The sequence below is a fragment of the Dokdonia sp. LLG6352-1 genome (genome assembly GCF_045055815.1).
In the GTDB taxonomy this organism is placed as follows: domain Bacteria; phylum Bacteroidota; class Bacteroidia; order Flavobacteriales; family Flavobacteriaceae; genus Dokdonia; species Dokdonia donghaensis.
Map to the genome: position 1 here is coordinate 3214317 of NZ_CP159329.1, position 14278 is coordinate 3228594.

The 14278-nt window shown below is 37.6% G+C and carries 15 protein-coding genes; 6 read left to right on the forward strand and 9 right to left on the reverse strand.

Translation table 11 applies throughout. The annotated features are described in order from the left end of the window. The first annotated feature begins 1 nt into the window (after position 1). Positions 2–1423, forward strand: coding sequence for an MFS transporter (locus ABVM49_RS14255; protein ID WP_035328188.1), 1422 nt, complete (start codon positions 2–4; stop codon positions 1421–1423). A 70-nt stretch (positions 1424–1493) separates the two neighbouring features. Here the strand turns inward: ABVM49_RS14255 and ABVM49_RS14260 are convergent, their stop codons facing one another. After that, positions 1494–1859, reverse strand: coding sequence for a hypothetical protein (locus tag ABVM49_RS14260; RefSeq protein ID WP_405202493.1), 366 nt, complete (start codon positions 1857–1859; stop codon positions 1494–1496). Between the two features lie 65 nt (positions 1860–1924). Further along, positions 1925–2764, reverse strand: a complete 840-nt coding sequence (locus tag ABVM49_RS14265) for a 1,4-dihydroxy-2-naphthoyl-CoA synthase (RefSeq protein WP_405202494.1) — start codon at positions 2762–2764, stop codon at positions 1925–1927. A 43-nt stretch (positions 2765–2807) separates the two neighbouring features. Here ABVM49_RS14265 and ABVM49_RS14270 point away from each other — a divergent pair, with 43 nt between their 5' ends. Continuing rightward, the gene (locus tag ABVM49_RS14270; protein WP_405203688.1) at positions 2808–3947 is read left to right on the forward strand and encodes a C1 family peptidase; all 1140 of its coding nucleotides are present in this window, start codon (positions 2808–2810) and stop codon (positions 3945–3947) included. Positions 3948–3987: 40 nt separating this feature from the next. Here ABVM49_RS14270 and ABVM49_RS14275 read toward each other — a convergent pair whose 3' ends face one another. The 5 genes from ABVM49_RS14275 to ABVM49_RS14295 form a co-directional block, all read right to left on the reverse strand. After that, positions 3988–4821, reverse strand: a complete 834-nt coding sequence (locus ABVM49_RS14275) for a S1 RNA-binding domain-containing protein (protein WP_035328180.1) — start codon at positions 4819–4821, stop codon at positions 3988–3990. Between the two features lie 91 nt (positions 4822–4912). Continuing rightward, positions 4913–5254 (reverse strand): DUF2853 family protein, encoded by a 342-nt coding sequence (locus ABVM49_RS14280; RefSeq protein ID WP_038600301.1) that lies wholly within the window; start codon positions 5252–5254, stop codon positions 4913–4915. Positions 5255–5332: 78 nt separating this feature from the next. Beyond that, positions 5333–7051 (reverse strand): 2-succinyl-5-enolpyruvyl-6-hydroxy-3-cyclohexene-1-carboxylic-acid synthase, encoded by a 1719-nt coding sequence (gene menD, locus ABVM49_RS14285; RefSeq protein ID WP_405202495.1) that lies wholly within the window; start codon positions 7049–7051, stop codon positions 5333–5335. 94 nt (positions 7052–7145) lie between these two features. Next, positions 7146–8273 (reverse strand): chorismate-binding protein, encoded by a 1128-nt coding sequence (locus tag ABVM49_RS14290; protein WP_405202497.1) that lies wholly within the window; start codon positions 8271–8273, stop codon positions 7146–7148. Continuing rightward, positions 8273–8692, reverse strand: coding sequence for a PaaI family thioesterase (locus tag ABVM49_RS14295; protein ID WP_380034350.1), 420 nt, complete (start codon positions 8690–8692; stop codon positions 8273–8275). Before ABVM49_RS14295 ends, ABVM49_RS14290 begins: the two co-directional genes overlap by 1 nt. Before the next feature lie 79 nt (positions 8693–8771). Between ABVM49_RS14295 and ABVM49_RS14300 the strand changes: the two genes are divergently transcribed. After that, complete coding sequence (locus ABVM49_RS14300; RefSeq protein ID WP_380034351.1) at positions 8772–9305, forward strand: hypothetical protein; 534 nt, start codon at positions 8772–8774, stop codon at positions 9303–9305. A gap of 66 nt (positions 9306–9371) precedes the next feature. Then, complete coding sequence (locus ABVM49_RS14305) at positions 9372–9962, forward strand: GNAT family N-acetyltransferase (RefSeq protein ID WP_405202499.1); 591 nt, start codon at positions 9372–9374, stop codon at positions 9960–9962. 35 nt (positions 9963–9997) lie between these two features. Here the strand turns inward: ABVM49_RS14305 and mtaB are convergent, their stop codons facing one another. Beyond that, complete coding sequence (gene mtaB, locus ABVM49_RS14310; RefSeq protein WP_405202500.1) at positions 9998–11341, reverse strand: tRNA (N(6)-L-threonylcarbamoyladenosine(37)-C(2))-methylthiotransferase MtaB; 1344 nt, start codon at positions 11339–11341, stop codon at positions 9998–10000. Between the two features lie 74 nt (positions 11342–11415). Between mtaB and ABVM49_RS14315 the strand changes: the two genes are divergently transcribed. Together ABVM49_RS14315 and ABVM49_RS14320 are read left to right on the forward strand one after the other, a co-directional pair. Further along, positions 11416–13041 carry an ABC transporter substrate-binding protein gene (locus ABVM49_RS14315; protein ID WP_405202502.1) on the forward strand — a complete coding sequence of 542 codons (1626 nt, stop codon included), beginning with the start codon at positions 11416–11418 and terminating at the stop codon, positions 13039–13041. 26 nt (positions 13042–13067) lie between these two features. Next, entirely contained in the window at positions 13068–13682 is a 615-nt protein-coding gene (locus tag ABVM49_RS14320; RefSeq protein WP_405203689.1) for a YigZ family protein, read from the forward strand. Here the strand turns inward: ABVM49_RS14320 and ABVM49_RS14325 are convergent, their stop codons facing one another. Beyond that, positions 13683–14075 (reverse strand): acyl-CoA thioesterase, encoded by a 393-nt coding sequence (locus ABVM49_RS14325; protein WP_405202504.1) that lies wholly within the window; start codon positions 14073–14075, stop codon positions 13683–13685. Positions 14076–14278: the final 203 nt, after the last annotated feature.

Below are 14278 nucleotides of genomic sequence, written 5' to 3' on the forward strand. Positions count from 1 at the left end.
AATGACTACATCAAAACAAGAAGTTTCCTTTGGTCAAAAAATAGCCTTTGGGATAGGAATGCTAGCAAACCAAATGTTTCCGGCGGCCTTAGCCATTTTTATGGTGGTACTAGTTCAAGACTTGGGTTTTCCGCCAGAATCGTGGGCGCTGCTCTTTTTCTTGCCACGCATTTTTGACGCATTTACAGATCCTATAATGGGTTTTATATCTGACAACACAAAATCAAAATGGGGCCGAAGAAGACAGTACGTATTTGCAGGGGCAATCCTTATGGGTATTTCTTTTATAATGATGTGGCAATTATATAGAGCAGATGGGCTGGACTATAATTTTACATACTTCTTAATGTGGTCACTAGCATTTTATTTGGGTCTCACGATATTTAGCGTTCCTTATGTTGCGATGGGTTATGAAATGAGTAAAGATTTTCACGAGCGCACAGATATTATGGCTACTGCCCAGTGGATAGGTCAATGGGCCTGGGTTATAGCGCCTTGGTTTTGGGTGATTATGTATGACCCCGCTTGGTTTGAATCTGCAGATGTGGCTGCTCGCGACCTGGCCATATGGGTAGGTATCGCTTGTGCTATATGTGCAATGGTTCCTGCTATTTTTATCAAAAGTAAGTCTACCCTAGATGATGACAGTTTAATCCCACTTAATATTAAAAATTTAGGTAAAAGCCTTGTAGGCCTAGCCAAAGGTTTTAAAGCTGCCTTTTCTTCAAAACCTTTTATAAAATTATGTGTGGCTACATTTTTTGTATTTAATGCTTTTAATACCGTTGCCGCTTTTTCTTTTTTTATAATAGTATATCATCTCTTTAGTGGTGATGCAGCGGCAGCAGGAATCTGGCCTACACTCTTTGGCTGTTTAGGGGCACTAGGCACTACTTTTATGGTAATTCCTATAGTAACAAAAATGTCAAAAAAACTAGGAAAGAAAAAAGCTTTCATAGTATCACAGACTATTTCCATAATAGGATATTTAATGCTGTGGTTTCTATTTGTACCAGGTAAACCGTATTTGTTTATAATAGCTCTACCGTTTTTCTCATTTGGTATAGGAGGTCTCTTTGTACTTATGATGTCTATGACGGCAGATGTTATAGATCTTGATGAGCTTAAAAATGGGATACGTAGAGAAGGTGTGTTTGGAGCAATTTACTGGTGGATGGTTAAGTTTGGCTTTGCTATTGCTGGTTTAGGTAGTGGTTACATTATGGCCTATGTAGGCTTTACACCAGATGCGCCCACCCAGCCGGAGGGAGCTATAGAAGGTTTGCGCCTTTTCTTCTCAGGCATACCCATTACTGGTACAATTATAGCTATCTTATTTATGTGGGGATATGATGTAGATGAGAATAAAGCGCGGGACGTAAGAGAAGCTCTCGAAAAAAGAAAACAAGATACCATCGCTTAAATACGTAGGTAATAAAAAAGACCCGTTCAAATACGTTGTACGGGTCTTTTTTATTTATAACTATTATTACTTATTGTCTAAGGTAGCGACTGCCAGATTCTTGTTCTATGAGAACATCTTCACTTTCGATGATGAAAAACTGATCAACACCATCTACAAAAAACTCTGAAAATAGAACTCTTACCGTTTTGTCTTCAATAACATACCCTACGCTGTAAATAGCATCTCCAAAAGGTAAAATCCCTACTTCTTGAGAATCGAAAAACTCTATGGAAGCAAAACAAGAATTTGCTATTGGATCCTCATTCTCACAATCAAGAACACTATAAACATACCTGTTACCTATAAGCGTCGCATCAAATGTACTATTTTCATCATCACTATTGCACGAGACAAATATTAATAATGATAAAAAAATTACTAAAACTTTTTTCATAATATTTACTTTTAATTTAAGATAGCCAAGTTCTAAAAAGGTTGCGTAAACTTATAGTTAAATAATTAAGGTATCCACTTCTTGTCAAAGTTAGGTGTTCTTTTTTCTAAAAATGCATTTCTACCCTCTAAGGCCTCATCTGTCATATATGCTAGACGGGTTGCTTCACCAGCAAAAACTTGTTGGCCCACCATACCGTCATCAGTAAGGTTCATTGCAAACTTGAGCATCTTTATAGAAATAGGTGATTTTGCAAGAATTTCTTGCGCCCACTCGTAAGCAGTATCTTCTAGCTCTGCGTGAGGTATCACGGCATTTACCATCCCCATCTCATAAGCTTCTTGAGCAGAATAGTTTCTGCCTAAGAAGAAAATCTCTCTCGCCTTCTTTTGACCTACCATTTTTGCTAGGTAAGCACTTCCGTAACCACCGTCAAAAGAAGTTACATCTGCATCTGTTTGTTTAAAAATAGCGTGTTCCTTACTTGCAAGTGTTAAGTCACAAACGACGTGCAGGCTATGCCCACCTCCTACTGCCCACCCTGGGACAACAGCAATTACTGCCTTAGGCATAAAACGTATGAGACGTTGCACCTCAAGTATATTTAATCTATGGTATCCATCTTCACCTACATACCCTTCTTTACCACGCGCTTTTTGATCTCCACCAGAGCAAAAACTATAGACACCATCTTTAGAAGATGGTCCCTCGGCAGAGAGTAGCACTACTCCTATAGATGTATCTTCATTTGCATCATAAAAGGCATCATATAATTCCTTTGTGGTATTAGGCCTAAACGCGTTGCGCACGTCTGGTCTATTAAACGCTATACGTGCAACACCGTTACTCTTTTTGTAAGTTATGTCTTTATATTCTTTGGCTGTTTGCCAGTTTGGCTTATCCATAATGTGCTATTTTTACGTAAAAATAATTCTTTATTACTAGATGATGAAAAAAGTACTACTAAGTATTGTGGTTGTTTTTGCTTTCGCGAAAGCGTACTACGCACAAGAAAATACTGCAGGCTCTTACATTTTTACAGATACTATTGATTTACAGGCTACACCAGTCATAAGTCAAGGAGTAACAGGAACGTGCTGGAGTTTTAGTACATCTTCATTTTTAGAAAGCGAGATTGCTAGACTTACTGGTAAAATGGTAGATCTTTCAGAAATGTACACAGTAAGAAATACTTACCCGTCAAAAGCTGAAAATTATGTAATGCGTCAAGGAAAGGCTCAATTTTCTGAAGGCGGACTCGCGCACGACGTCATTAATAGTGTTGCGCGTTACGGCCTAGCACCAAACAGTGCCTACACCGGCCTGACACATACAGATACCAAACATAACCACGCCGAAATGGTGGCCGTTATACATAGTATGCTAGACACTTATATAGATAATCCAGGAAGTACGTTAAGCAAAAAGTGGAAAACCGCAGTAGATAAGGTGCTGGATGTTTACCTAGGTGAGAATATTACTAATTTTTCTTATGAAGGTAAAATGTACACTCCTAAAGAGTTTGCGAAGGAAATGAAGGTGGTCCCTAGCGATTATGTAACCTTAACTTCTTTTACTCACCAGCCATTTTACAAATCATTTATCCTTAATATTCCTGACAACTTTTCTAATGGAGCGATGTATAATCTTCCGCTAGATGAGTTTGTCTCAAATATTGATAATGCATTAAGCAACGGTTTTACAGTAACGCTAGATTGTGATGTGAGTGAGTTATCTTTTTCTTCAAAACACGGTGTAGCTGTAATACCAGACAATGAAAGTAATAAGAAGCTCGCTGTACTAGGACCAGAGCCAGAAAAAACAATTACACAACAATACCGTCAGGATGAGTTTGAAAACTATAATACTACAGATGACCACTTGATGCATATCACAGGGAAAGCAACAGATCAAAATGGGAATGTCTATTATAACGTAAAAAACTCGTGGGGTACAGACTCTGGAAGAACGAAGTACGATGGCTACATATATATGAGTGTGCCCTACATACGTCTCAAGGCTATCTCTGTGCTTTTACATAAAGAAGGGCTAGATAAAGCTACCTCAAAAAAAATGAGCAAAAACTAGTTATAGTTTTTGCTCATTTATATAGTATGAAGAAATGGGATTAATCAATTATATGAATCCCATCTTCTTTTATTAAAATCTTACGATCTCTATATAGCGTACCGATTGCTTTTTTAAAGCTCTTTTTACTAAGACCAAGTTGATTTTGAATATCTACTGGATCTGATTTATCGTGTAATGGCATAAAACCATCATTAGCCTGCAACTCTTCATAAATGTATTGAGCATTAGGTTCTATACTTTTATAACCTTCTTCTTGTAAGATAAGATCTATTTTACCATCTGGTCGCACTTTCTTAACCCAAGCGTCTAGTTTATCACCCGTTCTTATATCTTCAAAGATGTCTTCTTTATAAATAAGTCCTTTGTGCTTTCCGTTTACAATGGCGTTTGCTCCTCTGTCTGTAATATGTGATATAATTACCTCTACCTTGTCAAACTTTTTTACCTCTACATTATCATTTGAGAGGTATTTCATTGTTTTACTAGTGGCAGCAAGACGGTTAGTCTTCTCGTCTAGATACATATAAACGATGTACCAGCTACCTACCTTCATAGGTCTAGCTTGTTGTGCAAAAGGAACAAAAAGTTCTTTTTCTAATCCCCAGTCTAAAAAGGCTCCTACATTATTTACAGCAGTACAACGCAAGTACCCAAAATTATTGAGTTCTATATACGGCTTTAGTGTAGTAGCTACTGGTCGCTCCTCGTGATCTAAATAAACATATACATTAAGTTCATCCCATATTTTATATTCTTCTGGCACGTACTTATTAGGTAACAAGACGTCATCTCCTGCTTCATTAGAAAGAAAGAGCCCTGGCTCTGTCTCCCTGTCTATTCTCATTATGTGGTATTTTCCTATTTCTAACATATTCTTTTGTAAAATGCAAAAGTACAACTACTACAAAGAAAAAACGCCTTGACGTGAGTCAAAGCGCTTTCTACATACATTAAAAAGTAGTCTATTTATAAACAGACTCTTTTTTGAAGTGCTTAGTAAGCATATAGTATACTACTGCACGGTATTTATTACGATTAGACTTTCCGTAAGTTTCAAGAACGCTGTCTATAGCTTTATCAAGATCTGCACTATCTGCAAGACCTAATTTTTTAATCAAAAAGTTATTTTTTACAGTAGCAATTTCTGTTTCAGAACTTCCAGATACTGTTGATGAGTCTTTATTATAGATTGATGGTCCACACCCTATTGTTACTTTTGTAAGAAGGTCCATATCTGCGGTCATACCACATTTGTTCTTTAAATCATCTGCATATTTTGAGATGAGTTCTGCTCTTTTGCTCATAATTTTTAAAGTTACTTGTTGATTAGATTATTAATTCACTTTAAAGATAAGCAAAAAGTTAAACTCTCTTAAAAAAAATTATTTTATGAATTTGAAGTAATCAAGAAGCACTTCATCGTTAATTTTGCGCGGTGTAAAGATTTCTAGCAGTGTAGGTTGTGATGAAGATGCATATAGTTCATTTTTGGCAAGAGCACATTCTTCTTCATTTGTTGCCTTGAGATATTTAAAATTATACATCTCACATAACTTTGAGGCCTCAAGATGATGTGTGGTTTCAAAAAACTCATCAAAGTTATCTGTGTTCTTATCCTTATTAGGTAATATTCTAAAAATACCCCCTCCATTATTATTAATGACTATAATCTTAAAGTCATTAGGTATATATTGATTCCATAACGCATTACTATCATAAAAGAAACTTAGTTCTCCTGTTATTAAGGTCGTAAGCTTCTTACTAGCCATAGCGCTTCCTATAGCAGTACTCGTGCTTCCATCTATACCGCTCGTTCCTCTATTACAATATACCTCTAGTGTTTTATTTACATCAAAAAGTTGTGCATACCGCACTGTACTACTATTACCCAGCTGTAATACAGAGTTATCTGGAATCACCTCTAGTATATGATCAAAGGCTTTAAAGTCACACCAACTCATTTGTGCTATATACTCACTATGGAGTCTATCTCTTTTTGCTCTTATACGCAGCCAGTCTTCTTGATAGGTACTTTCTTTAGGTACAGTAACTGCCTGTAATTTTTCTAAAAATAGAGAAGCAGATACCTCAAAGTGCCTATTAAGACAGAAATATGTATCGTATGCCTTTTTTGCATCTACGTGCCAGTGTTGTAGTGGTTGATAATTTCTTAAAAAGGCTTTTACCTTTTTTGACACCACCATCCCTCCAAAGGTGAGAAGTATCTCAGGTTGCAAGTCTTTAAACCCAGTATCATCAAGACTACCTATAATATTATCAATACGTGTAAAAAAATTAGGGTGTGCTACATTAGATGTTGTTTCTGTAAAAACTACAACACTCGGGTCATTACCTAGTAAATCTAGCAATTCCGGAGACATTGTCTCAGGGTCTTGAACACCTATGATAACGAGTTTTCGAGCAGCTTTGTTCCAGTCTTGAGCATAAGAAGCAAGTTCACTATTTGAGAGTTCCTTATCTACAACTTGTGGTGCGATTTCTATAGGTGTATCTATTACCCTCTCTGTCATCTCATATAATGGCTCATAAAATGGAACATTAATATGTACAGGTCCAGATTGTTCTATGGCTACATTAAGCGCTTTATTAATCTCTTGATTATTATGACGCTGACTTTCTTTTATTTTTTGAGCCATCTTTGCATCGGTCACATCATCTGTAGGAACTAACTCAGAATACAAGTTTGCCGAATAAAGGATATGATTTTCAAACACATTTTTTTGTCGTATAGTCTGTCCATCTCCTATATCTATACGCTCTATTGGTCTGTCTGCACTTATTGCAACTAGGGGTATATCACTATAAAAAGCTTCAGAAATAGCCGGATAATAATTGAGTAATGCACTACCAGAGGTACACACCAGTGCTACTGGTCTACCCGTTTGTTGTGCGATACCCAGACCTACAAAAGCAGCACATCGCTCGTCTACAATGCTGTATGCCTTAATTTGAGGATGCTTTGTAAACTCTATAGTGAGTGGTGCGTTACGCGACCCTGGAGAAATAATAACCGTATCAATACCCTTACTTAAGCATAGGTGTACGATAGATTGTGCAACTGGAATTTTTGAGTGAATCATTAATTACAAAAATACGACTTCTACACCGCAGTATACTAGTAGAAAAAATCAGTTTTATTGAAATTTCTATTAGAATAGTAAACACATACAATGACTATAAAACAGTTGCAACTGTCTGCAATTTATTTACAGTTTCCTCCCACTCTAACGCCGGCTTACTAGAAGCAGTTATACCACCACCTACATATAATTGTGCGCCCTGAGCATCTACTTCCATACAGCGTAGATTCACAAATAGATGCGTATGCTTTTTCACAGCGCCGTAGGCGAGATTCTCAACATTACGACGTGTGCTTGCTCGTTTTTTTTCTGTCTTTATATTGAGCTCTCCTAAAAAACCAGTGTAATATGATCTATTATAATTCTCATTTTGTAAGATAAAATCTCTGGCCTCAAGCTTAGGCAAACCACATACGGCTGGCGTAGGGTGCAGTGCTTGTATTATAGATGCAAGCTTAGTATCACTATCGTGTACTATAGCGGTAATATCTGTTTTAAGATGCAGTAATGTACCTGCCTGATGCGTATGGGTTTCAGACACTTGTAAATTGTCTACTATATCTTTAAGATTATGTACGATTGTATCTGTTACAAGCTGCTGCTCTTCTATTTCCTTTGCTCCCCAGCTTACCTCTAGAGTATCTTCTTTCTTCTGTGTACCCGCTAGCGACATTGTATAAAGCTTTCTATTTTCGACCGAGAGAAGGGTTTCGGGTGTGGCGCCCAGCCATAACCCTACTTGAGGGTGATACCAGCAATACACAAAAGCTGTGGCATAGGTATCAAGCAATCTTTTAAAAATGGACACAGGTGACTCATAGTTGTGATTTATTTTTTGCTTTCGCGAAAGCACAACTTTCTTCAATCCAGTATTTTTAATCTTATTTATACCTCTTTCTACAAGTGCTATATGTTGCTCTTTTGCTCCTTGAGCCGCCTCAACCGAAGTTGTTACAACGTCCTCGTTAGATTGAGTAGTTACATACTCATCTAGACGCATCTCAAAGGACTGTGATTGCGGAATTAATATGGTTTCTGACGTAGTTGTGTCAAAAGGAGCAAACACAAACCCACTCTCACTAAAGTCTGAAACAGTATGTAACTCATCTTCTTCTTGAAGCAAAGCAATAACCGTTTTTTGGTTTGGCTTTCTGTATACCACAAAAGGTATCGCTTCATCAAAATGATTTTGAATCTCTATAAAGAATGCGTCTTGATCCATTACTTTCTAGGCAGGGCTATCGTTGTAAGTTTACACTTGGAGATAAGGTTATCTTCTTCATCTACCACATCAATATTCCATAGCTGAGTGGTGCGACCTTTATGAATAAATGTAGCCTTTGCATACACCATTCCTTCACGTTTACTCTTTACGTGATTTGCAGAGATCTCAATACCTCTTATAGTATGTGCTTGGTCTAAAAACATAAAACTAGCCGCACTACCTACGCTCTCTGCCAGAGCAACCATTGCCCCTCCGTGTAAAACTCCATCTGGCTGGTGTACTTTAGGCGTAACAGGCATTTGTGCTACTAGAAAGTCTTCACCAAAGTCTATATACTCAATGTCTAAAGTTTCCATAAGCGTATTCTTGCAGCTCTCTGCGAGGCGAGCAAGCACTTCTTCCTTTGTATAATTCATAGAGAAATGTTAAATAAAGTTGTGAGCAGAACTATCTGTATTCAAATTTCGTTAATATTGCGGACAAATTCCCTTAATTATGATTAAAAAGACCATAGCAATTACCGTATTACTCATAACTTTTATAGCCTGTGATAAGCTAGATGAGTTAACAAAGTTTAATATAGACTACACAACAAATATTACAATACAGTCTACAAGTATATTAGACGCTCCATTTGATATTGTTACACCAGAAACTACTACAAACTCTCAACAAGAGTTTGAAAATAATAATACAAATGCAGATCTTGTAGAGAGTGTGAAACTCACAAAACTCACATTAAACTTACAAACGCCAGAGTCTGGTGATTTTGATTTTCTTAATGACATCGCTATCTACATAAATGCAGACGGACTAGAAGAGCGCCTCATTGCCTCTAGTACAAGTATACCAGAAGATGGATCTAGAACATTAGATCTAGACGTAGTAGATACAGAGCTTAAAGAATACATACAAGGTGAGACATACACATTGCGCACAGAGACTACTACAGATCAAACCATAGAGTCTGATCACGAGATTGAGATTTATACAAGATTTAGAGTAGATGCAAAGATTTTAGGACTATAATCTTATAACACCTATCACTTCTTAAAAATGTGTCGTACTTTTAAAGTGCGACACATTTTTTTATTTATGAAAATCAAAACTCTCGAAAACAAGCGTGCAAAACTTCTCACTCTAGAGAGTTATCACTATCGCGATTTACTACCACTATCAAGTCAGGTAGACCTTAATGCATATGGAGGCTCAGATATTTCAACAGGTCCAAAATTAAAGAAGTACATTAAAGACGCCATAACCAGACGTCAAGCAGGTACTGCTCTCCCATTTATCATTTTTGACAAGGAGCTATGTAAGTTTGCAGGCTCTACCCGTTTTGGAAATATAGATAAGGTTAACAAAGTTGTTCATATAGGGTGGACGTGGCTTGGAGAAGATTTTCGCGGAAGCGGTCTCAACCAGCATATTAAGTTTTTAATGCTGCGCTATGCATTTGAAAAACTCTCTTATGAGCGTGTAGAGTTTCGTATAGATGAGCGCAACACACGATCAAGAAAAGCGGTCGAAAAGCTGGGCGCAACCCTAGAAGGAATTTTACGCAAGGATATCATTACTAAAAATGGTCGTAGGCGCAACTCCTGCTGCTACTCAATTTTAAGAGATGAGTGGGAAGATATTAAAAACACTCGCTTTGTAGAAGTGCTTAACCGCAATGAAGAATAGGGTTATGAGTACGCTTTCGCGAAAGCGTAAAAACACTACGCCTCTACACTCGCAAAGTCAAATCGCACCATACCATCATCATCTATACTGGTAAGTTGTACCTCGTGTAACTGGTTTACAAGCTCTGGATTCCAAGGAGCTTTTACTTTTACATAGTTTTCTGTAAAGCCGTGTATGTATCCCTCTTTATTTTCACTTTCAAAGAGAACCGTGCGCTTGGAATCTAGCTGTGATTCATAAAAGGCACGTCTCATTTTTGCCGAAAGGCCACGCAACATCTTACTGCGTTTGCTACGCACATTTTTTGGTACTACACCATCCATTGTGGCTGCTGGCGTATTATCTCTTTCAGAATAAGTAAACACGTGTAAGTATGATATATCTAGGCTATTAAGAAAATTATAGGTCTCAAGAAAATCTTGATCTGTCTCTCCCGGAAAACCTACAATTACATCTACACCTATACAGGCGTGAGGCATCACTTCTTTAATTTTTGCAACGCGATCTACGTAGAGTTCTCGCTGGTAGCGACGTCGCATTAAACCTAATATTTTATTACTCCCGCTTTGTAGGGGTATATGAAAGTGAGGTACAAAGGTGCGTGAATTTGACACGACCTCGATGGTTTCATTTTTAAGAAGATTAGGCTCTATAGACGAGATGCGCAGTCGCTCTATACCGTCTACCTTATCAAGCTCTTGTACGAGTTCTAGAAAAGTGTGCTCGTGTTTTTTATTACCAAATTCTCCTTTACCGTAGTCACCTATATTTACACCTGTGAGTACAATCTCCTTGATATCTTGTGCAGCGATTTTGGTCGCATTGTCCAGTACATTTTGTAAAGTATCACTTCTTGAGATACCACGTGCTAGTGGTATGGTACAATAAGTACATTTATAATCGCAACCATCTTGCACTTTTAAGAAAGCACGTGTGCGATCACCTATAGAGTAAGAGCTTACATAGAAGTCTGCATCTTGTATCTCACAGGCGTGTACCTCTCCTCCATCACGCGCGCGATCTGGATTGTTAAGCAAGTCGTTTATGTAACTTGTCACATTAAACTTCTCTGTAGCTCCTAGTACAAGATCTACTCCGTCTACCGCAGCAAGTTCTTCTGGTTTGAGTTGTGCATAGCACCCTACAGCTACTTTTACAGCATCTGGATTTGCTTTTTGAGCTTGCTTTACGATGTTTTTAAAACGCTTGTCTGCATTTTCTGTAACACTACAGGTGTTTATCACATAAACATCTGCGGCTTCAGAAAAGTCTACCTTATCAAAACCTTCCTTTCCAAAACTGCGCGCAATGGTGCTGGTTTCAGAAAAATTAAGTTTACAACCTAAGGTATAAAAAGCGACTTTCTTTGTAGAAGACATTTGGACTATATTTGTGTACTGCTTAGCCTTAAAAAAGGTGGGCAAAGATACTCTTAATTATTTGCTTACTCAAATTGAAAAACACCCGCTCACTTTTACTCAATTATTTCTTTCTCATACTTTGCATACTTAGTACTATAGGTTGTGACAAAGGTGATACGAGTGATCGTGATCATCAAGTTTTTAGATATAACGAGCAGTATCAAATTTCTACACTAGACCCTGCGTTTGCTCGTAACCCTCCTATAATATGGCCGGTTAACCAGCTATTTAATGGTCTGGTACAACTAGATAATGATCTTAACGTACAACCAGATATTGCAAAGTCTTGGGAAATATCTCCAGATGCGCTTACGTATAAATTTATACTACGTGATGATGTGCGCTTTCATAAACACGCTGCTTTTAAAACTAGAGATAGTACTCGCATAGTAACCGCTGCAGATTTTGTTTATTCCTTTAATAGACTACGTGACCCAAAAATTGCCTCACCTGGGAGCTGGGTATTAGGCAATGTGGCAAATTACAGCGCTGTAAATGACACCACATTTACCATTACATTAAAGAAGGCCTTTCCCGCTTATCTAGGTTTACTTAGTATGCGCTACTGCTCTGTTGTTCCTAAAGAGGTTACTACACATTATGGGGACGAGTTTAGATCTCACCCCATAGGCACTGGGCCATTTAAGTTCAAACGCTGGGAAGAAGGTGTAAAACTAGTCTTACGCAAAAATGAGCTCTACTATGAAAAAGATGAGGATGGCAACCAACTCCCCTATCTTGAGGCAGTGGCTATTACATTTTTACCAGATAAGCAAAGTGAGTTTTTACAATTTGCACAAGGCAATATAGATTACCTTAATAGTCTGGATCCATCATATAAAGATGAGATTCTTACCGCTTCTGGCACTTTAAGAGCAAAGTATCAAAATCGCGTGCAGTTTGAAAAGGTACCGTGGCTCAATACAGAATATATAGGCTTTTACTTAGATAGTGACACGCCAGAGGTACAATCTGCTTTACTACGCAAGGCAGTAAACTACGGTTTTGACCGTAAAAAAATGATCACATACCTGCGCAATGGTATCGGCAAGCCGGCGGTAAATGGGTTTATACCTAAAGGGCTACCTGGCCATGATCATATAAAGGGATATGAGTATGATGGTACGCTTTCGCGAAAGCTAATAGCACAATACATTAAAGAAACAGGAGACACATCTCCAGAAATCACCATAGGCACAAATAGCCAGTACCTAGACATCTGTGAGTACATACAACGAGAGTTACAAAAGGTAGGGCTCAAAGTAAATGTAGACGTGATGCCTCCATCTACGTTACGACAAATGAAGAGTAGCGGAGAGCTAGATGCTTTTAGAGCAAGCTGGATTGCAGATTATCCAGATGCCGAAAACTACTTAAGCTTATTTTATAGTAAGAACTTCACGCCAAATGGGCCAAACTACACACATTTTAAAAGCGCAACCTTTGATAGTTTATACGAGCACAGCTTGAGCATCACAGATATAGACCAGCGCAAAAAACTATATCGCACTATGGATTCTCTTATTATAGATAAGTCACCTATTATACCGCTCTATTATGACGAGGTAGTGCGCTTTACTCAAAAAACGATTTCTGGTTTTGAACCTAATGCACAAAACTTTCTTGTGTTGAAATATGTGAAGAAGCAAAAATTGTAACCCCTCATCAATAAAAATCAATAGCCATCGCAGTAAAAGACACCTATAAAACGATACTCACCCCATCTGAAGAGACACTATTTAAGGATAGAAATAGCAAGTTTTTTGGCTATGCATTTCCTGTAGAGACAGAAGATGAAATAAAAGAGTATATAGAATCGCTTAAAAAACAACATTACCAAGCACGTCACTGGTGTTATGCATATGTACTAGGTAAAGAGTACGAGCAATACCGAGCAAATGATGATGGAGAACCGTCTAACAGTGCTGGAGCACCCATTTATGGACAGCTACAATCTTATGATGTTACAAATGTACTCGTTGTAGTCGTGCGTTATTTTGGCGGGACAAAGCTTGGTGTAGGAGGTTTAATAAATGCGTATCGCACAGGAGCTCAAAATGCACTAGAAGCTTCTCATATTGTAGAAAAAACGATAGACATCCCCTTTAAAGTACAGTTTGAGTACCCACTACTCAATAAAGTAATGCGGTTAATAAATGACTACACCGTGACTATCATTAACCAGCATATGGAAATGAACTGTGTTTTTACACTTTCCATACGTAGAAAAGAGTCTAAAAAGGTGATTAATGCCTTTAATGAAGTGTATGGGATAACACTTCTTGAAGACGAAGATTAATTATAGCTTATCAAGTATGTATTGCGGACATCTCATAGGTCTGCCATTTTCGGTATTAATAAAGATCAATTCTGTACTTGCGATTGTTAATAAATCACCATCTTGGTTAAAAACCTCATAATCGAATGTTATTCTCACCGTCGGAGCAGCGCGCAAGCTTGTAACAATTTTTAGAGTATCATCAAAGAGCGCAGACTTCTTAAACGTAGTTTGTAAATTATAAACTGGTAGCATCACTCCGTTCTCCTCCATCCACTTATAAGAGATTCCTAAACTGTCAAGCCACTCAAGCCTAGCCACTTCCAAGTATTGTGCATAGTTACTGTGATGGACAAAGCCCATTTGGTCAGTTTCAGAATATCTAACTTTTAGAAAAGTAATATGGTTTTTCACGTAGTAAAGGTTATTTTTTTGTAGTTTTAAGCTTGTGATGATATTGCAACAAAATTTGCGAAAAAACAACCCCTATTCAGTTTTTTTATTACTTTTTTTGTTCACATATTTGTGATGCTTTTAAAGGGTACCTTATCAACACGACGATAAACCTTTCAAAAGGAATTCTAGACAACCGAAAACCTAATAATTTAACTAAACGA